The sequence below is a fragment of the Pseudaquabacterium rugosum genome (genome assembly GCF_038066575.1).
Lineage (GTDB): Bacteria > Pseudomonadota > Gammaproteobacteria > Burkholderiales > Burkholderiaceae_C > Pseudaquabacterium > Pseudaquabacterium rugosum.
In genome coordinates this window covers 1-22,252 of the sequence record NZ_JBBUTF010000039.1, presented here as the reverse complement: position 1 = coordinate 22,252, position 22,252 = coordinate 1, and the positions used below count along the sequence as shown (strand labels likewise).

Annotated in this window: 18 protein-coding genes; 11 read left to right on the top strand and 7 right to left on the bottom strand. The window is 73.4% G+C overall.

The annotated features are described in order from the left end of the window. Positions 1–46 precede the first annotated feature (46 nt). On the top strand, positions 47–880 hold the full coding sequence (locus AACH11_RS24300) for an HDOD domain-containing protein (RefSeq protein WP_341376877.1): 834 nt from the start codon (positions 47–49) through the stop codon (positions 878–880). Between the two features lie 33 nt (positions 881–913). On the opposite strand, the gene AACH11_RS24295 is transcribed toward AACH11_RS24300, so the two are convergent. Together AACH11_RS24295 and AACH11_RS24290 are read right to left on the bottom strand one after the other, a co-directional pair. Next, the gene (locus tag AACH11_RS24295; RefSeq protein WP_341376876.1) at positions 914–1,579 is read right to left on the bottom strand and encodes a response regulator; all 666 of its coding nucleotides are present in this window, start codon (positions 1,577–1,579) and stop codon (positions 914–916) included. Continuing rightward, the gene (locus AACH11_RS24290) at positions 1,576–2,724 is read right to left on the bottom strand and encodes a hybrid sensor histidine kinase/response regulator (RefSeq protein WP_341376875.1); all 1,149 of its coding nucleotides are present in this window, start codon (positions 2,722–2,724) and stop codon (positions 1,576–1,578) included. Before AACH11_RS24290 ends, AACH11_RS24295 begins: the two co-directional genes overlap by 4 nt. A gap of 160 nt (positions 2,725–2,884) precedes the next feature. On the opposite strand from AACH11_RS24290, the gene AACH11_RS24285 reads away from it, so the two are divergent. The 7 genes from AACH11_RS24285 (at position 2,885) to AACH11_RS24255 (ending at position 12,556) form a co-directional block, all read left to right on the top strand. Beyond that, entirely contained in the window at positions 2,885–3,376 is a 492-nt protein-coding gene (locus AACH11_RS24285; protein ID WP_423228812.1) for a hypothetical protein, read from the top strand. A gap of 78 nt (positions 3,377–3,454) precedes the next feature. After that, positions 3,455–3,817 carry a response regulator gene (locus AACH11_RS24280; protein WP_341376874.1) on the top strand — a complete coding sequence of 121 codons (363 nt, stop codon included), beginning with the start codon at positions 3,455–3,457 and terminating at the stop codon, positions 3,815–3,817. A 52-nt stretch (positions 3,818–3,869) separates the two neighbouring features. Then, positions 3,870–6,011, top strand: coding sequence for a chemotaxis protein CheA (locus AACH11_RS24275; protein ID WP_341376873.1), 2,142 nt, complete (start codon positions 3,870–3,872; stop codon positions 6,009–6,011). A 198-nt stretch (positions 6,012–6,209) separates the two neighbouring features. Continuing rightward, on the top strand, positions 6,210–7,808 hold the full coding sequence (locus AACH11_RS24270) for a methyl-accepting chemotaxis protein (protein WP_341376872.1): 1,599 nt from the start codon (positions 6,210–6,212) through the stop codon (positions 7,806–7,808). Between the two features lie 151 nt (positions 7,809–7,959). Further along, positions 7,960–8,517, top strand: coding sequence for a chemotaxis protein CheW (locus AACH11_RS24265; protein WP_341376871.1), 558 nt, complete (start codon positions 7,960–7,962; stop codon positions 8,515–8,517). 105 nt (positions 8,518–8,622) lie between these two features. Next, positions 8,623–10,332 carry a methyl-accepting chemotaxis protein gene (locus AACH11_RS24260; RefSeq protein WP_341376870.1) on the top strand — a complete coding sequence of 570 codons (1,710 nt, stop codon included), beginning with the start codon at positions 8,623–8,625 and terminating at the stop codon, positions 10,330–10,332. A 1-nt stretch (position 10,333) separates the two neighbouring features. Further along, positions 10,334–12,556 carry a methyl-accepting chemotaxis protein gene (locus tag AACH11_RS24255; protein WP_341376869.1) on the top strand — a complete coding sequence of 741 codons (2,223 nt, stop codon included), beginning with the start codon at positions 10,334–10,336 and terminating at the stop codon, positions 12,554–12,556. 177 nt (positions 12,557–12,733) lie between these two features. On the opposite strand, the gene AACH11_RS24250 is transcribed toward AACH11_RS24255, so the two are convergent. Beyond that, the gene (locus AACH11_RS24250; protein ID WP_341376868.1) at positions 12,734–13,594 is read right to left on the bottom strand and encodes an NAD-dependent epimerase/dehydratase family protein; all 861 of its coding nucleotides are present in this window, start codon (positions 13,592–13,594) and stop codon (positions 12,734–12,736) included. Between the two features lie 277 nt (positions 13,595–13,871). Continuing rightward, positions 13,872–16,646, bottom strand: coding sequence for an ABC transporter permease (locus tag AACH11_RS24245; protein ID WP_341376867.1), 2,775 nt, complete (start codon positions 16,644–16,646; stop codon positions 13,872–13,874). A 195-nt stretch (positions 16,647–16,841) separates the two neighbouring features. On the opposite strand from AACH11_RS24245, the gene AACH11_RS24240 reads away from it, so the two are divergent. Beyond that, positions 16,842–17,720 (top strand): dioxygenase family protein, encoded by an 879-nt coding sequence (locus tag AACH11_RS24240; protein WP_341376866.1) that lies wholly within the window; start codon positions 16,842–16,844, stop codon positions 17,718–17,720. Here the strand turns inward: AACH11_RS24240 and AACH11_RS24235 are convergent. From AACH11_RS24235 to AACH11_RS24225, 3 genes are all read right to left on the bottom strand, one after another. Continuing rightward, positions 17,684–19,339, bottom strand: coding sequence for an MFS transporter (locus AACH11_RS24235; protein ID WP_341376865.1), 1,656 nt, complete (start codon positions 19,337–19,339; stop codon positions 17,684–17,686). The genes AACH11_RS24240 and AACH11_RS24235 overlap by 37 nt on opposite strands. A gap of 3 nt (positions 19,340–19,342) precedes the next feature. Continuing rightward, a complete protein-coding gene (locus AACH11_RS24230; protein WP_341376864.1) occupies positions 19,343–20,134 on the bottom strand; it encodes an HAD family hydrolase in 792 nt (263 codons plus the stop codon). Between the two features lie 299 nt (positions 20,135–20,433). Then, on the bottom strand, positions 20,434–20,679 hold the full coding sequence (locus AACH11_RS24225) for an RNA-binding S4 domain-containing protein (protein WP_341376863.1): 246 nt from the start codon (positions 20,677–20,679) through the stop codon (positions 20,434–20,436). A 182-nt stretch (positions 20,680–20,861) separates the two neighbouring features. Between AACH11_RS24225 and AACH11_RS24220 the strand changes: the two genes are divergently transcribed. Beyond that, positions 20,862–21,533 (top strand): DUF938 domain-containing protein, encoded by a 672-nt coding sequence (locus AACH11_RS24220; protein ID WP_341376862.1) that lies wholly within the window; start codon positions 20,862–20,864, stop codon positions 21,531–21,533. Positions 21,534–21,703: 170 nt separating this feature from the next. Next, a complete protein-coding gene (locus tag AACH11_RS24215) occupies positions 21,704–22,024 on the top strand; it encodes a 2Fe-2S iron-sulfur cluster-binding protein (RefSeq protein ID WP_341376861.1) in 321 nt (106 codons plus the stop codon). Positions 22,025–22,252: the final 228 nt, after the last annotated feature.

The window sequence follows — 22,252 nt, the reverse complement described above, 5'->3', positions numbered from 1 at the left end:
CGCCGCCCCCCGCCACGCCCTTTCCCGGACTCAGGAGTGTCCCGCCATGCAAGACCGCATCGTCGACCGGTTCTTCGCCAATCCGGCCTCGCTGCCGTCGATGCCCGAGATCGCGCACCGCCTGCTCAAGGCCTGCGACCGGGCGGACATCGACCTCGGCACCCTCAGCCACCTGGTCGGCCAGGACCAGGGCCTCAGCGTCAAGCTGCTGCGTCTGGCCAACTCCGCGCGCTTCTCGCCGCGCCACGAGATCGCGACGCTGAAGGATGCCGCGGCCACCGTCGGCATGACCCAGTTGCGCGACCTCAGCCTGGCGGCCTGCGTGGCCGGCGCCTTCCCGGCCGTCAGCGGCTTCGACCGCCTGCGCTTCTGGCGCCAGTGCATGGCCTGCGCCGGCCATGCCCGCACGCTGGCCCAGGGCTGCGATGTCGACGAGGACCAGGCCTATCTGGCCGGCCTGGTGCTGCGCACCGGTGAGCTGCTGATGCTGATGGTCGACCCCGAGCACACGCTGCAGGCCGAGGCCGACGCCCACCTGCCCGACAGCCTGATGGACCACGAGCGGCGCCTGATGAGCGTCACCCATGCCGACGTCTCGGCCGAGCTGGCCACGCGCTGGCGCTTCCCCGACACGCTGACCGCGGCCCTGCGCGCGGCCTCCGACCCGATGGCGGTGCGCCCGTTCTCGCGCCTGGGTGGCGTGCTGCGCCTGGCCCAGGTGCTCAGCGAGGCCGGCGACCGCGGCGTCGATCCGCTGGCGCTGATGCTCGAGACCCAGCGCCCGCTGGTCGAGCACCTGCACCTGGATCTGGACTGGCTGGGCGCGCACCTGACCAGCTGGGACCAGCTGACGGCCGGCGTCGACCAGCTGCTGCACTGAGGCCACCGGCGCCCGGCCGGGACCGGGTCGGGCTCAGCCGCCGACCAGCCCGTTGCGGATCGCGTAGACGGTGAGCTCGGCGTTGTTCTGCAGCGCCAGCTTCTCCAGCACCCGCGCGCGGTAGACCGACACCGTCTTGGGCGACAGGCTCAGCTCCTCGGCGATGTCGCTCAGGCGCTTGCCGCTGGCGATCATCACCAGCGTCTGCAGCTCACGGTCGGAGAGCTTGTCGTGCGCGTTCTCGGTGACGGGTGCGCTCAGGCTCTCGACCAGCATCTGCGCGATCTCGGGCGTCACGTACTTGCGGCCCTGGGCCACGGTGCGCACGGCCTGCACGATCTGCTGCGGATCGCTGCCCTTGTTGACGTAGCCGTAGGCACCGGCACGCAGCGCCCGGATCGCGTACTGGTCCTCCGGGTACATGCTGACGACCAGCACCTTGATCGCCGAGCCCTCGTCCTTGAGCACGTGCATCACGTCCAGGCCACTGCGCCCGGGCAGGTTGATGTCGAGCACCAGCACGTCGCACGGCGGCTGGCGCACCGGGTCCTGGCCGTTGGCCAGCTGGCGCATCAGCGCGCGCAGCTCACCGTAGTCGGCCGCCTCGCCGACGACACGGATGTCGGGCGCGTCGGCCAGCGTGTCACGGATGCCACGCCGGATCAGCGCGTGGTCGTCACAGAGGATCACCTGGATCATGGCGCGGCTCCTCCCCAGCCGGTCGGATCATGGTCGTCGTCCTGGTCGAACAGGCCGGCCTGGTCGCCCGCACCCAGCGGCACGCTGAGCATCAGCACGGTGCCCGCGGCACTGCTGGAGATGTCGACCCAGCCGCCCACGGTGATGGCCCGCTCGTTGAGCCCGCGCAGGCCGAAGCTGCGCGCCTTGGCCAGGTCACCGGGCGCCAGGCCGCGGCCGTTGTCCTGCACCTCCAGGCTCATCACGCCGCGGCTGACCGACAGATCGACCGTCACCCGCGTGGCCTGCGCATGCTTGCTGACATTGGTCAGGGCCTCCTGGGCGAAGCGGTAGGCCACCAGCGGCACCCCGGCCGGCACCTGCACCGCATCGTGGCTGGACAGGAACTTGACGGCCAGCGCCGGATTGCGCTTCTCGAACTGCGCGCACATCCATTGCAAGGCCGGCACCAGGCCCTGCTCCAGGATGGCCGGCCGCAGGTTGTGCATGATGCGCTGGCTGGCGTCGACCGCATGGGCAACCGTGTCCAGCGCGCTGGCCACCCGCTTGCGCACCGCCTCGTCCTCGACGTGGCGGCCGATCCAGGCCAGATCGAACTTGATCGCCGTCAGGCTGCCGCCGACGTCGTCATGGATCTCGCGCGCGATGGCCGCACGCTCCATCTCGACGCTGGTCTGCAGGTGCTGGGCCAGCTCCGAGAGCTGCTGGCGGCTGGCGGCCAGCTCGCGGTCGGCCTTCAGGCGGGCGGTGTGCTCGCGCATGGCCGAGATCGCGTGCTCGACGGCCGGGGCCAGGCGGGCCAGGTTGTTCTTCAGCAGGTAGTCGCTGGCGCCGTTGCGCATCGCGGCCACCGCCGTGTCCTCGCCGATCTCGCCCGAGACGAGGATGAAGGGGATCAGGCGGCCGCTCTGGCGCAGCACGTCCTGGGCGTCCAGGCCGGTGCAGCCCGGCAGATTGAAATCCGACAGCACCAGATCCCAGCTTTCCTCGGCCAGGGCCTGGGTGTAGGCCGGCAGGGTATCGACGCGACGGACGTCCACGCGCAGGCCGGCGCGCTGCAGATGCAGCATCGCCAGCTCGTGGTCGGCGTCGGAATCCTCAAGGTGGAGCACGCGCAGGACGCGTGTCGTCGGGGCAGCGGACATCCCCCGGAGTATGCCAACCGCCACGGCCGCGCCCGCCACGTCGGGCCCCGACGCCGAGGATCGCACGCGGCAGGCCTCAATCCCCGGCCACGGCGGCCGATGTAGTCGCATGCCGCGCAACGCGTGGCCCAGGACCACCGACGCCGATTGCGGAGTGACGATGCACGACGAGCCAGCCCACTTGGATGACCCGCAGGATGAAGCCCCACCCGGCCCCCCGCGGGCGGAGGTGCCCCTGATCACCGCCGCCGACCTGCAGGACAGCCTGATGGTGGCCACCAACGACCTCGACCGTCTGCAGCGCCTGCTGTCGGACGCCACCGAGACGCTGATGGGCCACTTCTATGGCGTGTCCTCACAGCTGACGGCGTTGCTGCGCACCGCGGCACAGCATCCGGAGATCGACACCTCCGGGCTGCAGGACGCGATGCAGCACATGGGCGGCGCGGTCACGGCCCTGCAGTTCCAGGACATGGCCTCGCAGCTGATCCACCACACCGAACGCCGTCTGCGCAGCTGCGCCGACCGCCTCGCCCGCGACGTGATGGGCGACGAGGACGAGGACGGCGTGGCGGTGGTCGAGGAGGCCCCGCTGCGCCCCAACCCCGTCACCCAGGACGAGATGGATGCCGGATCGATCGAGCTTTTCTGAGCATCGACACCCGACACCCGGTTCAAGTTATCCCGATCCAGTCCGACATCCACCCCAAGGTTCCCCCGGAGATAAGCGATGCACTCTATCCTCGCCGTCGACGATTCGGCTTCGATGCGCCAGATGGTCTCGTTCACCCTGAAGAACGCCGGTTTCAACGTCGTCGAGGCCGTTGATGGCCAGGACGCCTGGGAAAAGGCGTCCTCGCGTGACTTCAACCTGGTGCTGACCGACCAGAACATGCCGCGCATGGACGGCATCTCGCTGACCAGGAAGCTGCGCGAGAACCCGAAGTTCAAGAACACGCCGATCCTGATCCTGACCACCGAGTCCAGCGACCAGATGAAGCAGGCGGGCCGCACGGCGGGCGCCACCGGCTGGCTGGTCAAGCCCTTCGATCCGGCCAAGCTGATCGAGGTGATCGGCAAGGTCATCCGCTGATGCCCGCTGGCCGCCGCATCCGACGATCCGACGTTTCCAGGGAGCAACCCGCATGGCTGACATGAGCAACGAGAGCAGCAGCTCGGCCGCCGGCATCGACCTGAGCCAGTTCTTCCAGGTCTTCTTCGAGGAGGCCGGCGAGAACCTCTCGACGATGGAGCAGATGCTGCTCAATCTCGACGTCACCGCCGCCGACGACGAAGAGCTGAACGCGATCTTCCGCTGTGCCCACTCCGTCAAGGGGGGCGCGGCGACCTTCGGCTTCAACGACGTCGCCGAACTGACGCACCAGATGGAGGCGCTGCTGGACAAGCTGCGCCGCCACGAGCTGACGCCCACCACGCAGATGGTCGACGTGCTGCTGGCCTCGGGTGACGCGCTGAAGGACCTGCTGGCCCGCCACCAGAACGGCGGCGGCGAAGCGCCGGACACCCGCGAGCTGCTGGCCACGATCAAGACCCTGTGTGCCGGCGGCCGGACCGACACCGCCGGTGCGCCGCGTGCGCCCGCCGCAGCGACGGCCCAGGCCGCACCGGCCCCGGCGGTCGCCAGCGCGCCGGCCGATGGCCAGCGCCACCTGGAGCTGACCGTCGGCGAGCTGCCCGATCCCTCGATGGCCGACAGCATCGTCGAGCTGTTCAAGGAGATCGAGGGCCTGGGCACGATCGAGCCGCTGGACGCCGGCCGCTCGGCCGACGGCATGCGCCGCTTCAAGATCGTCACCAGCTCCGCCGACAGCGAGCTGCTGGACCTGTTCACCTTCCACGTGCCGCGCGAGGCCGTGCGCCTGGCGCCGCTGGGCCCGGGCTACGGCTTCCATGCCGGCGCACCGGGTGCACCGCAGGACAACGGCGGCGGCGGCGACGGCTACGGCTTCTTCGACAACGCGCCGGGTGCGCCCGAGAGCGGCGGCCAGACCGTCAGCGGTGAGGCCCCGGCCAGCGCGCCGGTGAGCACCGCGGCCACCGAGGCCCCGGCCCGACCGGCCGCCCGCGCCGCGGCCAAGGGCGATGCCAAGGCCGGCGCGCTGGACTCGACCACGCTGCGCGTCGCGGTGGAGAAGGTCGACCAGCTGATCAACCTGGTCGGCGAGCTGGTGATCACCCAGGCCATGCTGGCGCAGAACAGCAAGAACCTGGACAACGCGATCAGCCAGCAGCTGGCCTCCGGCCTGGCCGACCTGGAGCGCAACACCCGCGACCTGCAGGAAGCGGTGATGTCGATCCGGATGATTCCGATGTCGATGGTCTTCAACCGCTTCCCCCGCATGCTGCGCGACCTCGCCAGCAAGCTGAGCAAGAAGGTGGACCTGGTGACGGTCGGTGAGGCCACCGAGCTCGACAAGGGCATGGTCGAGAAGATCACCGACCCGCTGACCCACCTGGTGCGCAACAGCTGCGACCACGGCATCGAGTCGCCGGCCGACCGCCTGGCCAAGGGCAAGCCCGAGACCGGCACCATCACGCTGGTCGCCTCCCACCAGGGCGGCTCGATCGTGATCGAGGTGCGCGACGACGGCCGCGGCCTGAACCGCGACAAGCTGATCAAGAAGGCGCGCGAGAAGGGCATCGACGCGCCCGACTCGATGAGCGACAACGAGGTCTGGAACCTGATCTTCGCCCCCGGCTTCTCGACCGCCGACGTCGTCACCGACGTCTCCGGCCGCGGCGTCGGCATGGACGTGGTCAAGAAGAACATCCTGGCGCTCGGCGGCTCGGTCGACATCGACTCGGCCGAGGGCTACGGCATGAGCGTCAAGGTGCGGCTGCCGCTCACCCTGGCCATCATGGACGGCATGAGCGTGGGCGTCGGCGAGGAGTGCTACATCCTGCCGCTGGGCTCGGTCGTCGAGTCCTTCCAGGTGCAGGCGTCGATGGTCAAGACCATCGGCACCACCGGCCGCGTGGTCGAGGTGCGCGGCGAGTACATGCCGGTGATCGACCTGGAGAAGGTGTTCGAGGTGCCCCGCTTCGACTTCGAGCACGTCTCCAACATCATGGTCGTGGTCGAGGCCGAGGGCCAGCGCGTGGCCCTGCTGGTCGACGAGCTGCTCGGCCAGCAGCAGGTGGTGGTCAAGAACCTCGAGGCCAACTACCGCAAGGTCACCGATGTCTCGGGCGCCACCATCCTGGGCGATGGCCGGGTCGCGCTGATCCTGGACATCGGCTCGCTGGTGCGCCGCACCCGCCACTGAGCGTGATCGGCCCCCTCGGGGCCCGCGCCGTGCGTCGCCTGTCGCCCCGCGGGGCGACGCACCGCGCCTGACCCCTTCCGGCAGTCCCCCTCACCGCCCCGGCGGCCGGATCCACCCGGATCGCCGGCCGCCACCGGAGACGGTCCCGGGCAGCACCACGGCTGCTGCCCGGCCGGCTCCTCCGACCGGAGACCCGCGATGTCGACGTCCGAGCGCCACCGCCCCGTCACGCACTGGATGCGCCAGTTCACCATCCGGACCCGCATGCGCGGGGCGATCGCGATGGTGCTGGCGCTGTTCGGCGTGCTCGCCCTGACCATGCTGTCCGGCGTGCGCCATCTCAGCGAACTGAACGAGCACTTCATCGAGCATGCGCTCAAGGAGGTGCAGGACGTCGGTGCGCTCCAGGGCGCGCTGGGCACGCTGCGCCAGCGTCAGAGCGACATCCTGCTGCACCCCGGCGACAGCGCCGGCCACCCGCAGCGCATGCAGCAGTGGCGCGCGGCCGTGGAAGCGCTGGACGCCCGCCTGAACGCCCTGACCGAGGGCGACGAGGACGAGGACAACCCGATCGCCCGCCAGGCCCGGCAGGAGCTCACGGCCTGGCGCGATGGCGCACAGCCGCTGCTGCAGTCGCTGGCCTCGGCGGCGGCCGATGCCGCCCCGACGATGGAACGCCAGCTGACCGAGGCCACCGGCGGCCGTGTGCGGACGATCGAGCAGTCGCTCGAACGCATCGCCGCCATCGTGCAGTCCGAGGCCACCGAAGGGCGTGCGGAGTTCGAGGCCCAGGTCCGCCAGATGCTGTGGGTGTTCGGCGGCGTGCTGACGCTGACGGTGCTGGTGGTCGTGCCGCTGACGCTGATGAACGCGCGGGCCATCGTCGCGCCGATGGAACAGGCCCGACGCATCGCGCTGGCCATCGCCGAGGGCGATCTGGGCCACCGCATCGACAGCACGGGCCGCGACGAGGTCTCCGAGCTGCTGGGCGCGCTGGAGCACATGCAGGCGGCGCTCGGCCGGCTGGTGGGCGACGTGCGCCAGGCCGCCGGCAGCATCCAGCTGGCCAGCAACGAGGTGGCCAGCGGCAACACCGACCTGTCCAGCCGCACCGAGCAGACCGCCGGCCAGCTGCAGAGCACGGCCAGCTCGATGCAGGAGCTGACGCAGAACGTGCGCCAGACCGCCGAGGCCACCCAGCACGCCAGCGAACTGGTCGGCACCGCCAGCGGCGTGGCCGAACGTGGCGGTCAGGTCGTCTCGCAGGTGGTGGCCACGATGGGCGACATCCACGACGCCGCACGCCGCATCGCCGACATCATCGGCACCATCGACGGCATCGCCTTCCAGACCAACATCCTGGCGCTGAACGCCGCGGTCGAAGCCGCCCGTGCCGGTGAGCAGGGCCGCGGCTTCGCGGTGGTGGCCGGCGAGGTGCGTGCGCTCGCCCAACGCTCGGCCGCAGCGGCGCGCGAGATCAAGGGCCTGATCGGCACCAGCGTCGAGCGGGTGGAGACCGGCACCGGCCTGGTGCGCGACGCCGGCTCGACGATGGACGAGATCGTCGCCAGCGTGCAGCGCGTGGCCGACATCATCACCGAGATCAGCGCCGCCACCCGCGAACAGAGCCAGGGCATCGGCGAGATCAGTCAGACCGTCGGCCAGCTCGACGGCATGACGCAGCAGAACGCGGCGCTGGTCGAGCAGAGCGCGGCGGCGGCGGAAAGCCTGAAGGACCAGGCCGGCCGCCTGACCGAGGCCGTGGCCCGCTTCCGCGAGACGCGCACCCCCGCCTGATTTCCGTTCCGAGCGGTGGCCGGGCACCCGTCACGCCCGGGCCACCTCCTGTCCCCGTCGCGGTGGTCAAGTCCACCGCACGGGAGTCGATAACGACGCATCGCCCCCTCCTCCCGCGGCCATCGCCGCCCGCCTGACCCGGAGCCCGCCCATGGACACCCTCACCGCCGCCGCACCCCAGGCCCAGACCCTCCTGCAACAGGTCCAGCAGCGCGCTGCCGGCACGGCCGCCGGTGCTGCACGCACCACGCCGGCCGCCCACGGCGAGTACCTGACCTTCCGCCTGGGTGCCGAGGAATACGGCATCGACATCCTGCGCGTGCAGGAGATCCGCAGCTACGAGGCGCCGACCCGCATCGCCAATGCCCCGTCCTTCCTCAAGGGCGTGGTCAATCTGCGCGGCGTCATCGTGCCGATCATCGACCTGCGGCTGAAGCTGTGCTGCGAGTCGGCCGAGTACAACCACTTCACCGTCGTGATCGTGCTCAACGTGCACGGCCGGGTCGTCGGCGCGGTGGTCGATTCGGTCTCCGACGTGCTGGAGCTGCCGGGCGACGCGATCCGTCCGGCCCCCGCGACCAATGCCTCGATCGACACCAGCTTCATCCTGGGCATCGGCAGCGTCAACGAACGCATGCTGATCCTGATGGACATCGAGGCCCTGATGAGCGCCCCGGACATGGGCCTGATGGACAGCTACGGCGCCTGAGCGCCCCGACCTGACAGACCTGGCGGCCGCCCGCGGTGGCGGTCCGCCCGACGGCCACGCCCCATCGGCCGGCGTGATCCGAGAACCCTGAAGTCGACATCCAGCATGAACCTCCGCCTGTCCACCAAGATGTGGTTGCCCGCCGGCATCAACCTGCTGCTGCTGGTGATCATCGCCGGTGTCGTCGCCGCACGCACCAGCCATCAGATCGAACAGTCCAACGCCTCGCTGCAGAGCATCCAGGAGCGGCTGCACGATGCGACGCAGTGGCAGGGTCTGACCGCCTCCAACGTGGCCCGCGTGGTGGCCGTGGCCTCCAGCGGCGACGCCGAGGTGGAAAAGCTGCTGAAGCCGGCCATCGCCGAGACCAAGAACGCGGTCGACGCGGTCCAGAAACGCATCGAGGCCGCGGCCACCACGGACGAGGAGAAGGCGGCGCTCGATCGCGTGTCCGCCGCCCGCAAGGCCTACATCGCGGCCCGCGAAGAAACGGTCAAACTGCGCGCCGCCGGCGACCAGGCTGCGGCGCTGGCCCTGCTCAACGGCCGCATGGCGGACACCGTCAAGGCCTACACCAGCGCCCAGCAGGCCTACACCGAGATGATGGGCCGCCTGGCCGCCGAGACCCGCACGGCCATGGGCGAGCAGCGCATGCGCACGGTGTGGACGGTGGTCGGCCTGATGGGCGCGATGGGCCTGGCCCTGATCGCCAGCACCGCCACCCTGGTGCGCTCGGTGCATCGTCCGATGGACGAGCTGCGCGATGCCGCCCAACGCATCGGCGACGGGGACCTGACGGTGCGCATCGACACCCGGCGACAGGACGAGATCGGCGACGTGCTGCGCTCGCTGTCGAGCATGCGTGACCAGATCGCCCGCATCGTCGGCCAGGTGCGTGAATCGGCCGAGTCGATCGAGGTCGCCTCCAGCGAGGTGGCCGTCGGCAACCAGGACCTGAGCCAGCGCACCGAGCAGACCGCCAGCAACCTGCAGATGACGGCCTCCTCCATCGAGCAGCTCACCGGCACCGTCCGCCAGAGCGCCGACGCCGCCTCCCAGGCCAACCAGCTCGCCCACTCCGCCACCCAGGTCGCCCAGCGCGGCGGCGAGGTCGTCTCCCAGGTCGTCTCCACCATGGACGAGATCAACAGCTCGTCCAAGCGCATCGCCGACATCATCGGCACCATCGACGGCATCGCCTTCCAGACCAACATCCTGGCCCTGAACGCGGCCGTCGAAGCCGCCCGCGCCGGTGAGCAGGGACGCGGCTTCGCCGTCGTCGCCGGCGAGGTCCGTGCGCTCGCCCAACGCTCGGCCGAAGCGGCCCGCGAGATCAAGACCCTCATCGGCACCAGCGTCGAGAAGGTCGAGACCGGCGCCCGCCTCGTCCAGGATGCCGGCTCGACCATGAACGAGATCGTCTCCAGCGTCCAGCGCGTGGGCGACATCATCGGCGAGATCACCGCCGCCGCCGCCGAGCAGTCCGCCGGCTTCGGCCAGGTCAACGGCGCCGTCAACCAGCTCGACCAGATGACCCAGCAGAACGCCGCCCTCGTCGAGGAAAGCGCCGCTGCCGCCGCCAGCCTCAAGGAGCAGGCGCGCACGCTGTCGGGCGTGATGCAGGTCTTCCGCCTGGACGGCGTCGCCCACCGCGCGGCCGCCCCGGCCCCGGCCGTGGCCAGCAGCCGCCCGGCGCCGGCCCCCAGCCCGCGCGCGGCCGCCCCGGCGCCGCGGCCCGCCGCCGCCGCACCGGCGCGCGCCGCCCCGACCCCTGCCCCGGCCGCCACCGGCAGCGACGATTGGGAGACCTTCTGACATGAGCACCGCCCGTGCCCTGCCGCCGCTGTCCGCCCCCGAGCCCACGGCGTCGCCGGCAGGTGCGGGCGGCTCCCTGGCCCGGCGCATCGCCCTGGTCGGCGGCCTGACGGTCGCCCTGGTGATGACCGGTGTCGGCCTGTTCAACGTCTGGCAGATGGAGCGCCAGGCCGAGGCCGACCTGCTGCACACCGCCAATGCCCAGGCCCGCTCGACGGCCCAGCTGCTCGACGGCCTGGAGGAAGCCACGCGCCGCCAGGCCGAACGCCTGCACCAGGCTTTCGCGGAGAACTTCAGCCTGCGCATGACGCTCGATGCGGAGGCCGCGGATCTGACCAGCGGCACCGAGCGGCTGAAGGACAACTTCGGCGCGGTCGACCGCTTCAGCGCCAGCACGGGCGGCGTGGCGACGATCTTCGCCCGCAAGGGCGAGGACTTCCAGCGCATCACCACCTCGCTGAAGAACGACAAGGGCGAGCGGGTGCTGGGCACGATGCTCGGCCTGGGCCATCCGGCCTACAAGTCGATGATGGAAGGGGGCCGCTGGAGCGGCCGCGCCTTCCTGTTCGGCCGCCACTACATGAGCCACTACCAGGCGGTCAAGGACGACCAGGGCCGGGTGGTCGGCATCCTGTTCGTCGGCTTCGACATGACCGACATGATGAAGACGATCGACAACCTGGCCCGCGCCACACGGCTGCTGGAGACCGGGGGGCTCTACCTGATCGATCCGAAGAAGAAGGCGGAGGACGCCGTCTTCATCTCCCACCCGCAGCACGCCAACCGCAAGGTGATCGAGGCCGGCGCGGGCCATGCCGAGTCCTATGGCCTGCTCGCCCGCGCGATGGCGGCCGGCAAGGGCCGGTTCGAAGAAGCGCTGGCCCTGCCCCAGGGCCTGCTGGCCGCGGGCGACGACCGCTGGGTGGTCGCCCATCAGGCCGACCGCATGGGCTGGTGGGTGGTGGCCGAGGTCAGCAACCGCGAGCTGCGCGCCGAACACATGCGGGCGGCCAGCACGCTGATCGGCAGCTTCCTGCTGCTGGGCCTGTGCCTGGCCGCCGGTCTGGCCTGGATGCTGCGCGCCTGGGTCTCCCGGCCACTGGCCGCGCTCGGCACGCAGCTGTCGCGGGTGGCCGCCGGCGACCTGACCCAGCCCTTGCACAGCAGCCGCGACGACGAGGTCGGACGGCTGACGGCGCAGGCCGAATCGATGCGCCACATGCTGGCCACCACGATCGGCCAGGTGCGCCAGGCCTCGGAGGAGATCGAGACCGCGTCCAACGAGGTGGCCGTCGGCAACCAGGACCTGAGCCAGCGCACCGAGCAGACCGCCAGCAACCTGCAGATGACGGCCTCCTCCATCGAGCAGCTCACCGGCACCGTCCGCCAGAGCGCCGACGCCGCCTCCCAGGCCAACCAGCTCGCCCACTCCGCCACCCAGGTCGCCCAGCGCGGCGGCGAGGTCGTCTCCCAGGTCGTCTCCACCATGGACGAGATCAACAGCTCGTCCAAGCGCATCGCCGACATCATCGGCACCATCGACGGCATCGCCTTCCAGACCAACATCCTGGCCCTGAACGCGGCCGTCGAAGCCGCCCGCGCCGGTGAGCAGGGACGCGGCTTCGCCGTCGTCGCCGGCGAGGTCCGTGCGCTCGCCCAACGCTCGGCCGAAGCGGCCCGCGAGATCAAGACCCTCATCGGCACCAGCGTCGAGAAGGTCGAGACCGGCGCCCGCCTCGTCCAGGATGCCGGCTCGACCATGAACGAGATCGTCTCCAGCGTCCAGCGCGTGGGCGACATCATCGGCGAGATCACCGCCGCCGCCGCCGAGCAGTCCGCCGGCTTCGGCCAGGTCAACGGCGCCGTCAACCAGCTCGACCAGATGACCCAGCAGAACGCCGCCCTCGTCGAGGAAAGCGCCGCCGCCGCCGCCAGCCTCAAGGAGCAGGCGCAGCGGCTGGTCAGCGCGGTGGCGGTGTTCCAGGTGAGGCCGGGTGCGGCGGGGGGTGCGGTGGGTTCGGCACCGATGGCCCGGGCCGCCGCGGACAGCCCGATGGCCGCCAGCGTGGCCCGCGCCCGCAGCGGCAGCGGTGCCTCGTCCAGCCCGCCGGCCAAGGCCCCGCAGGCCCTGGCCCGGCAGGCGGTGGCGCAGGCCCGCGACAGCTCACGCCCGGGCCACAACGCGGCCGCCGGCACGCCGAGCGACGACTGGGAAAGCTTCTGAGCGGACCCGGACCGGCGGTCCCGTCGACCGCGGGGCGCCGGTGACGCCCCGGGCCGCCCGGCACCGGCCCGGATGTTGCCCTGGACACGGGCCTGGGCGCACCTGCGCAACAGCCGCTCACGTTTCTCGCTGTGCGTGGCCCAGGTACGGCCCGGGGTGCGGCCGTCGGCCGGCGGCTCAGCCCGCCAGGCCGGCGCCCAGCGTGCGGCAGCGCTCCGCCAGCAAGGTCTGAAGGTCCGCGGGCCGCGGCAGCGCGAAGGCGGTGTGCAGCGGTTGCGCATCGATGACGAAGCCGTCGTGCTCGCGCAGGTCGCTGATCTCCAGCCGACCGCGCCCGTGGCCCTCGATCAGCCATTGCGCGATGCGGCCCACCGGCGTGGCCTGCCCCGATCCCAGCCCCCAGAGCCCGGCCCGGCGCGCCGGCACGATCCGCGCCAGCCAGGCGGCCAGCGGCTCGACCGGCAGGAAGTCGCGCTCGACGAAGGGGCTGATGTCGAGCCGGATGGTGCCGTGCTCGCGCAGGCTGCGCAGCGCCTGGGCGAAGAAGGTGCGGCGGCCGGGCAGATCGTCGGCCGCCTCGGCGCCGAAGATGTTGGCCAGGCGCAGCACCGTGCAGCGCCCGGGCAGGGCCGCCATCACCGCCTGCTCGGCCCGCCACTTGGCCGCGGCATAAGGCCCGGCCGGTGCGGCCGGCCGGGCGACATCGAGCCGGCGCGTGCCCTCACCCGGACCGGCCTGGCCCCAGACCAGCCGGGTGCTGAGCATCACGTAATGCGGAAGGTCAGCGGACGGTGGATGCCCCGGCCCGGCCGCGCCGCCGCCGCCGCCGCCGCCGCCGCCGCCACCACCACCACCGAGCCCCTCAGGTCGCCCGCCAGCGGCCGGCCCGCGCCGGGCCAGCGCCCGGGCCAGGCAGGCATCGATGTCCACGCCCTGCGGATCGTCGGCCTGTCGCAGGCGCGGATCGAAGGCGCAGTTCAGCACCACGTCGGCCGTATCCAGCGGATGGTGCGGGGCGGTGGCGGTGGTATCGGTCACATCGGTGACATCAGGGGACGCCGTGCCGGCGGACACCGCCGCCGCCCAGTCCAGCGCCTGCCGGTGATCGATCCACCGCCAGTGCGCGCAAGCCGGTTCGGCCCGCAGCGCACGGGCGATGAAGCTGCCGGCGCCGACAACGCAGATCCGCAACCGGGACGTGTCTGCAGGCCCGGAAGCCGCCGTCGACCGCCCGGGCGCGTGATCGGCCGACGGGGTTGACGCGGCCAACGGTGCAGCTCGGCCGCCCGCACCGGTCGTGGTGCCGGCGCCCACCTCAGGCGGCCGCATCGCGCAGCGTCGCCATCACCGGGCGGCGCAGCACGCCGCGCAGGCTGGCCCAGCCGGCGGCCCAGGCCAGCAGCGCACCGGCCAGCAGACCGGCCAGCGGCACCCAGGGCGCCGGTGCCCAGGTGAACTCGAAGACCTGACGCGCCAGCGCCGCACCGATGGCGAGCGCCGCCAGCGTGGCCAGCAGCCCGGCCAGCGCGCCCACGCCCAGCAGTTCGGCCCGCTGCATGCGGGCCAGCAAGGCACTGCTGGCCCCGACCGCACGCATCACCGCGTACTCCCGCGCGCGGTGCTCGCGCGAGGCGTTGATGGTCGCCACCAGCACCAGCAGGCCGGCCGCCAGCGTGAAGACGAAGATGAACTCCACCGCCCGGATCACCTGGTCGAGCACGCGCTGGATCTCGGCCAGCGAGGTCGCCAGATCGATCAGCGTCAGGTTGGGGAAGTCGCCGGCCAGCGCGCGGTCGAAGGCGGCCTGATGCGCGGCATCGCCACCGACGCGGAAGGCGCTGATGTAGGTCAGCGGCAGATCGGGCATCTGCGCGCGCGGGAACAGCACGAAGAAATTGACCCGCATCGAGCCCCAGTCGACCTTGCGCAGGCTGCTGACGCGGCCCTCGACCGTCTGGCCGGCGATGTCGAAGCGCAGCGTGTCGCCCAGCTTCAGGCCCAGCGTCTGCGCCAGGCCCTCCTCCACGCTCAGGCCATCGGCCTCGCCGGCCTGCCAGCGGCCGCCGACGACGCGGTTGTGCTCGGGCAGGGTGTCGGTGTGGCTGAGGTTGAACTCGCGCTCGGCCAGGCGCTGGGCGCGTGGATCGGCCGCATAGCGCCGGCTCGCCTCCAGCGTCTGGCCGTTGATCGCCAGCAGCCGGCCGCGGATCATCGGGAACCAGTCGTGGCGGCCGATGCCGGCGTCCTTGAGCCGGGCGCGGAAGGGCTCGGCCTGGTCGGGCTGCAGGTTGATGACGAAGCGGTCGGGCGCGTCCGGCGGCGTCGCCTGGCGCCAGGAGGCGATCAGGTCGGTGCGCAGCAGCACCAGCAGCACCAGCGCCAGCAGGCCCAGGCTCAGCGAGGAGACCTGCAGCACCACCAGCGCCGGCCGCGCCGCCACCTGGCGGGTGGCCAGCAGCAGCCAGCGCGGCACCGCCCGGCCGGCAGCCTGGGCCGCGGCCAGCCGCGGCACCGCGCGCCGCAGCGCCGCCACCGCGCCCCAGGCCGCCAGCGCGAAGGCGCCGAGGGCGGCCGCGCTGCCGCCGACCGCCACCAGGCCCAGCGTCAGGTCGCCGGCGGCGGCCATCATCAGCGCGCCGAAGGCCAGCGCGCCGGCCACCAGCACGCCGGCCGACAGGGGCGAGGTCTGCCCCAGATCCCGCCGCAGCACGCGCAGGGCCGGCACCCGCGCCAGACGCAGCACCGGCGGCAGGCCGAAGCCCAGCAGCAGCGTCATGCCCACGCCGAGCCCGAACAGCGCCGGCCGCCAGCCCGGCGGCGGCAGCGTGGTGTTGAGCACCCCGGCCAGCAGCTGCACGAAGACGAAATGCACCGCCCAGCCCAGCGCCACGCCGAGCGCACTGGCCAGCAGGCCCAGCACGCCGAAGGCCAGCGCCTGCGCGCCGGCGATCGCGCGCTGCGGCGCGCCCAGCACGCGCAGCAGCGCGGCCTCGTCGAGCCGGCGCTGCGCATGGTCGCGCGCGGCGATCGCCACCGCCACCGCCGCCAGCAGCGCGGCCAGCAGCGCCACCAGGCTGAGGAAGCGCTGCGCGCGGTCCAGCGTCTGCCGCATCTCGGGGCGGCCGTTGTCCAGCGTGTCGATGCGCAGGCCGCGCACCTGGCCGGCATCGAGCCGGGCCTGGGCCCAGTCGCGGTAGGCGCGCAGCGCCGGGTCCGCCGCACCGGCCGGCGTGGCCAGCGCCAGACGCCAGGCGATGCGGCTGCCCGGCTGCACCAGGCCGGTGGCGGCCAGATCGTCCTCGTGCATCAGCACCCGCGGCGCGAAGCTGAGAAAGCCGGTGCCGCGGTCGGGCTCCTGCACCAGCAGGCCGGCGATGGTGAAGCTGCGCTCACCGAGCGCCAGCGTGTCGCCGGGCTGCAGGCGCAGCGCGTCGAACAGGCCGACGTCGACCCAGACGCTGCCCGGCGCCGGCCCCGACCGCACCCCGCGCACGGCCTGACCGGGCGCCGGGCGCAGCCGCACCTCGCCGCGCAAGGGCCAGGCCGCCGACACCGCCTTCAGCGACACCAGCTTGACCCCGCCACCGCGGGCGTCCGGGGCGCGCGCCATGGTCGGGAACACCGCGTTGCGGGCGGTGCGCAGGCCGGCGGACTCGGCCCGCTGCTGCCAGTCGGCCGGCAGGGCCTGGTCCGAGGCCAGCACCAGATCGCCGCCGATCAGCGCCGCCGCGTCGCGCTGCAGCCCGGCCTCCAGCCGCGCGGCGAAGAAGCCGACCGCGCTCAGCGCGGCCACCGCCAGCACCAGCGCCAGCACCAGCAGGCGCAGCTCACCCGCGCGCAGATCCCGCCAGGCCTGGCGCAGCGCCAGCCGCGGCACCGAGACCGGCAGCGGCCGGATGCGCGGCGCTGGCGGCGCTGGCGGCGCAGCCGGATCGGCGGGACGGACCGGGGCGGCGCCCGCATCCGGCGGACCGGCCGGGCCGGGCGTCGCGGTGGACGGCCCGGAGGAGGCCGCGGGAGAGGTCCCTGCGCTGGACGAGGACGTGGCGGCGGACGCCGCGGCGCCCGGGTTCGACGACGGTGGATGCATGGGCCGACGGTATACCAGGGCGGTGACGGCCCCGTCCGGGATGCGGGATGCTGGCTACGGCTGCGGGCTGCGGGCTGCAGCCACGCACTGCCCCCTGCCTGACGCCCCGTCGACGCGGCCCGCTGCATGCCGCTTGAACCCGTCGTGCAAGCCCGTGCAACGCCGCCGACCGCCGCGCGCGCTCCAATCCAGCACATGAGCCCGAACCTGCCCTCCCCCACCGCCGCGGCGGCCCGCCCGCTGCCGCCGATCTTCCTGTCCCACGGCTCGCCGATGACGGCGCTGGAACCCGGCGAGGCCGGGCCGTTCTGGCAGGTGCTGGCCGCCCGCGTGGCCGCGCTGAACGACGGCCGCCCGCCGCGCGCCATCATCGCCGTCTCCGGCCACACGCTGACGCGCGAGCCGGTGCTGCTGGCCGCCGCCCGCCATCCCACGGTGCACGATTTCTACGGCTTCCCGCCGCCGCTCTACGAGCTGCGCTACGACGCCCCCGGCGCACCTGCGCTGGCCGAGCGCGTCGCGGGCCTGCTGCAGGACGCCGGCCTGCCGGTGCACCGCGTCGACGAGGGCGGCCTGGACCACGGCATCTGGGCGCCGCTGCGCTTCATCTGGCCGCAGGCCGACGTGCCGGTGCTGCCGCTGGGCTTCCCGCCCGACTGGAGCCCGGCGCAGCTCTACCGCCTGGGCCAGGCGCTGGCGCCGCTGGCCGCCGACGGCGTGCTGGTCTACGGCACCGGCGCGATGACGCACAACCTGCGTCTGCTGTCCGGCCCGGCCGGCCGGCCGTCCATCGCGGCCCCCGAGCGTGCCGAGAGCGCCGCCTTCCGCACCTGGTTCGCCGAGCGCTCGGCCGCGGCCGACTGGCCCGCGCTGCTCGACTACCGCGCCCAGGCGCCGCACGCGGTGCTGATGCACCCGACCGACGAGCACCTGCTGCCGTTCTACGTCGCCGCCGGTGCGGCCGACCGCGGCGATGGCGCGCCGCCGGCCCGCCGTCTGCACGACAGCGTGACCTACGGCTGCCTGGGCATGGACGCCTATGCCTTCGGGCCCGACGCCGCCGCGCCGGCCTGAGCCGGTGCGGCTGGCGTGCGATCGCCCGGCACGACGGCCGCCGTCGCGCGCCACAACAGCGGCAGCATCGCCAGGCTGACCGCGGCACCGACCCAGGCCGCCGCGCCCCAGCCGCCGCGCTCGACGGCGGCGGCCATCAAGGGCGGGCCGGCCAGCGAGCCGCTGGCCCCGCACTGCGCGAGCCAGCCATTGGCCTGCACCAGCAGCGCCGGATCGGGCATGGTGCGGGCGGCGGCAGGGCCTGCGCCATTGCCAGGGCCGGGCGCAGGGCTGCCGGCCTTGCCCGCCGCGGCCGGTGTGGCCGGTGTGGCCGGTGTGGCCGGTGTGGTCGGTGTGGTCGGTGTGGTCGGCAGACTGGCCCAGCGCGGCAGCAGCGCGAAGCACAGCGCCGCCACCACCCCGCCCAGCGCATTGACCAGGCCGGCCAGCACGACGGCCCGCAGTACCGGCGCCGGCGCCGCCAGGCCGGTGGCCTGCGGCGCCGTGCCGGGCAGATCGGCGAACACGCCCCACAGCAGCAGCGCCGACAGCAGCTGCGCCACGAGCAGCGGCGCACGCGGCGGCCCGGCGCGGCGCAGCAGCAGCGAGGCGAGCAGGCTGCCGGCCACGGCCGTGGTCGCCACCAGCGCCGTCCACGCCCCCGCCTGCCCCGCGCCCAGCCCACCGACCTGCACCAGCCAGCTCGGCAGCAGGGCGATCATGCCGACCTGGAACAGGGCGAAGCCCCCGAAGGCCCAGGCCAGGCACCGCAGCGCGCGGCGCGCCCGCTGACGGGCCGGCGCCGCGCTGGCCCTCGCGCCCGAGTCCGAGTCCGAGTCCGTAGATGAATCCGTGTCCGTGTCCGCGCCGAGGACCGGGGCGTCGCCGCGGCTGCCGGTCTGAGCGGTCTGGGCGGTCTGGGCCGTCTGTGCTGTGGGTGCTGTGGGTGCTGTGGGTGCGGAGGGTGCGATGGGCGCGATGGGCGCGGTCTGCGCGGCCCGTGCCGTCGCGCCGTCCTGGCCGGTGCCGGTCGCCGAGCCGGCCGTGGCGGGCACCGCCCGGTCCGGGCGGTCGGCCTGCACCCCGCGCCAGACCCGCAGCGCGGCGAAGGCCGCCGGCACCGCCAGCACGGCCAGCGCGATGCGCCAGCCGCCGTGGGCCGCCAGCGCGGCGGCGATGGCCGCGCCGCAGGCGATGCCCATCGGCACGAAGGTGCTCCACAAGCTCATCGCCTGGGCCACGGTGTGCGGCCCGCCGCCGTGGGCCGCGTGCCGCGCCATCAGCACCGGCGCGGTGACGATCACGCCCAGATAGCCCAGCGCCTCCAGCGCGCGGGCGGCCAGCAGCGTCGCCCCACCGGGCGCCAGTGCCTGCAGGCCACCGGCAGCGGCCAGCGCCGCCAGTCCGATGGCCAGCGTCCGCTCCAGCCCCCAGCGCCCGGCCAGCCGACCGCCGGCCGAACCCAGCAGCGCACCACCGGCCTCCAGCGCCGAGATCACCACGGCCATCAGCGTCAGCCCGAGGCCGAGCGCCGGCCCGATCCACGGCGCCAGCGCCGACATCTTGCCCAGCTGGGCCGCGGCCAGCAGGCCGCAGCCGTACCAGCCCAGCAGCGCGGGCCAGGGGGAACGGGAGGCCACGGTTCAGGCCTCCGGGTGCGAAGACGACGGGGCGGGCGACAAGGACAAGGACAGGGACGGGGACAGCGATGGCGACGCCGCCGCCGCGGGCTCCGGCGGCAGGCACTGCAGCCAGTCGGCAAGCGCGTCCAGGCTCGCGCATTCGCGAAAGCGCGGATGGCCGTGCGGCACCTCGGCCGCCTCGTGCGACCAGACCAGCGGATACGGGATCAACACGCCCCAGGCACCGAGCGCCAACGGCGGCAGCACGTCCGAGCGCACCGAGTTGCCGGCCATCAGCGCGCGCGCGGCCGGCACGCCGTGGCGGCCGAAGGCACGGCGGTAGGTGTCGGCATCCTTCTCGCTGACCACCTCGACGCCGCTGAACCAACGGCCCAGGCCGGAGGCCGCCAGCTTGCTCTCCTGGTGGAACAGATCACCCTTGGTGATCAGCAGCAGCGGCGCCAGCGCGGCCAGCCGCTCCAGCGCATCGGCCACGCCGGGCAGCGGCTCCATCGGATGGCGCATCAGCTCACGCCCGGCCTCCAGGATCTCGGCCAGCACGTCGGCGCCGACCTGCCGGCCCGACAGCACCAGCGCCGTCTCGATCATCGACAGCGTGAAGCCCTTGGCGCCGTAGCCGTAGGTCGACAGATTGCGCCGCTCGACGGCCGCCAGCTCGGCCGCCACGGTCGGCGCGTCGGCCCAGGGCGCCAGCAGCGCGTCGAAGCGCGCCTGCGTCATGCGGAACAGCGGCTCGTTGTGCCACAGCGTGTCGTCGGCATCGAGCGCGATCAGCGCGGGCCGCCACGGCATGCCGGCATCCGGCTGCGGACCGGCGGTGGCGTGAGCGGCGGTCGGACGGGGATGCGGAACGGGGTGCGGAAGATCGGCCATCGCGCCGCAGCTTAGCGCAGCGGCGTCAGGCGTCAGGCGTCAGGCGTCAGGCATCCGGCATCCGGCATCCGGCATCCGGCATCCGGCATCCGGCGACAGGCTACGGGCCACGGACCGGCCGGCCGGCCGCACCGCGGGCCGCCGCGCACCACCCCGTGGCCGCAGGACGGTCCGGCGGGCCATCCCATGGCGACCGCAGCAGGCCGGCCGGCGGCCCCTCAATCCGGCTGCGCCTCGCCGGCGATCACGCGGATGCGCCGCGTGCGGCCGCCCTCCTTCAGCGCGACGACCTGGCCGGCGCGGATCTTGGCGGTCTTGCGCAGCTCCTCCTGGCCATCGACCTGGATCCCGCCCTCGGCCACCAGGGCCTTGGCCTGGGCACCGCTGGTGGCGAAGCCGGTGGCCTTGAGCAGGCTGTCCAGCGGAATGAAATCACCGCGCAGCGGGAAGTCGAGATCGGTCATGGCGGTGGAACGTTCCAGGAAGCGGGGGCCGGACGGCGGGCCCGGATTGTCCCCCAGGCGCGCAGGCCCGCGGCGGAGTCCCGCACGCGCGGGCACGGCGCCACCGCGGGCAAGCGGGCAAGCGGGCAAGCGGGCAAGCGGGCAAGCGGGCTGCGGGCTGCGGCTGCGGCAGACTGCGCCCCATGCCCGCATCGCCCGTCCCCCCGCCATCACCATCGCCATCGCCCGACGGCCGCCTGCTGTGGCCCGCGCCCGAGCGCAACAAGGGCCCGATCACCGAGGTGCTGCAGCGCGTGCTGCCGACGCGCGGACGGCTGCTGGAGGTCGCCTCGGGCAGCGGCCAGCACGCGGCCCATGCCAGCGGCCTGCTGGACGGCTGGACCTGGCAGCCGACCGATCCCGATGCGGCGATGCGCGCGTCGATCGCCGCCTGGACCGCACACGTGCGCCATCCGAACCTGCTGCCGGTGCGTGCGCTCGACCTGCTGACCGAGCCGGACGCACCGCCCGCGGCCGAGGACCCGCTGGCCGGCCCCTTCGACGCGCTGTTCAACGCCAACATGGTCCACATCGCGCCGTGGGCCACCTGCGGCGCGCTGATGCGCCTGGCCGCCCGGCGGCTGACGGCGCAGGGCGTGCTGGTGGTCTACGGCCCGTTTCTCGTCGACGGCGAGCCGACCTCGCCCGGCAACCTCGCCTTCGACGCCGACCTGCGCCAGCGCGATCCGCACTGGGGCCTGCGGACGCTCGGCGCGGTCTGCGCCGAAGCCGGCCGCGCCGGATGGCGGCTGGACGAACGCATCGCGATGCCGGCCCACAACCTGACGCTGGTGTTCCGGCGCGTGGCGGCATGAGCCCGTCCGGCGCCGGGTCGGGCACGGCATCGAGCGACGCGTCGAGCCCGTGCGGGGCTTCGGCCCCGGATCCATGCCGCCCCTCCACCAGCACCAGCACCACCAGCACCGACGCCGGCACCCACACCGATACCGGCAGGACCTCGGCGGACACCACGGCCCCGTGCTGGATGACGGTCGAGCCCGGCGGCCACCGCGTGCCGCTGCAGGCCCACCGCAGCCTGCTGCTGTGCGCACTCGATGCCGGCCTGCGCCTGCCGCACTCCTGCCGCAACGGCACCTGCCGCGCCTGCCTGTGCCGGCTGCGCGCGGGCACGGTGCGCCATGTCATCGACTGGCCGGGCCTGTCGGCCGACGAGAAGGCCGAGGGCTGGATCCTGCCCTGCGTGGCGGTGGCCGAGCGGCCCACCAGCGCCCCGCCAGGCCAGCCGGCCGTCGTGATCGATCAGCCGGCGGCCCGGCGCCTGGACGCACCGGACACCGGGCACTGAGCTCTGGGCCGGACATCGTCGCCCGGCGGCTTCACCCTGCACCCTGCACCCGGCACCGAGGGCCGGTCAGGCCTGGACGCCACGGCCCGCGGCCACCGCCGCCGGCCGGCTCAGAACGTGTGAACGAAATGCGCCCCTGAACCGTTGAGGATTGCATGGACGCTACGACGGTTGGAGACGAGGGTGAGCAGACCCAACAAGGTCTGTTCGGTGAAGGGGAGTTGCCTG

Coding starts and splice junctions, on each gene's coding strand:
- AACH11_RS24300 (WP_341376877.1), top strand. CDS start 47: ATGCAAGACCGCATCGTCGACCGGTTCTTCGCCAATCCGGCCTCGCTG.
- AACH11_RS24295 (WP_341376876.1), bottom strand. CDS start 1,579: ATGATCCAGGTGATCCTCTGTGACGACCACGCGCTGATCCGGCGTGGC.
- AACH11_RS24290 (WP_341376875.1), bottom strand. CDS start 2,724: ATGTCCGCTGCCCCGACGACACGCGTCCTGCGCGTGCTCCACCTTGAG.
- AACH11_RS24285 (WP_423228812.1), top strand. CDS start 2,885: ATGCACGACGAGCCAGCCCACTTGGATGACCCGCAGGATGAAGCCCCA.
- AACH11_RS24280 (WP_341376874.1), top strand. CDS start 3,455: ATGCACTCTATCCTCGCCGTCGACGATTCGGCTTCGATGCGCCAGATG.
- AACH11_RS24275 (WP_341376873.1), top strand. CDS start 3,870: ATGGCTGACATGAGCAACGAGAGCAGCAGCTCGGCCGCCGGCATCGAC.
- AACH11_RS24270 (WP_341376872.1), top strand. CDS start 6,210: ATGTCGACGTCCGAGCGCCACCGCCCCGTCACGCACTGGATGCGCCAG.
- AACH11_RS24265 (WP_341376871.1), top strand. CDS start 7,960: ATGGACACCCTCACCGCCGCCGCACCCCAGGCCCAGACCCTCCTGCAA.
- AACH11_RS24260 (WP_341376870.1), top strand. CDS start 8,623: ATGAACCTCCGCCTGTCCACCAAGATGTGGTTGCCCGCCGGCATCAAC.
- AACH11_RS24255 (WP_341376869.1), top strand. CDS start 10,334: ATGAGCACCGCCCGTGCCCTGCCGCCGCTGTCCGCCCCCGAGCCCACG.
- AACH11_RS24245 (WP_341376867.1), bottom strand. CDS start 16,646: ATGCATCCACCGTCGTCGAACCCGGGCGCCGCGGCGTCCGCCGCCACG.
- AACH11_RS24240 (WP_341376866.1), top strand. CDS start 16,842: ATGAGCCCGAACCTGCCCTCCCCCACCGCCGCGGCGGCCCGCCCGCTG.
- AACH11_RS24230 (WP_341376864.1), bottom strand. CDS start 20,134: ATGCCGTGGCGGCCCGCGCTGATCGCGCTCGATGCCGACGACACGCTG.
- AACH11_RS24225 (WP_341376863.1), bottom strand. CDS start 20,679: ATGACCGATCTCGACTTCCCGCTGCGCGGTGATTTCATTCCGCTGGAC.
- AACH11_RS24220 (WP_341376862.1), top strand. CDS start 20,862: ATGCCCGCATCGCCCGTCCCCCCGCCATCACCATCGCCATCGCCCGAC.
- AACH11_RS24215 (WP_341376861.1), top strand. CDS start 21,704: ATGACGGTCGAGCCCGGCGGCCACCGCGTGCCGCTGCAGGCCCACCGC.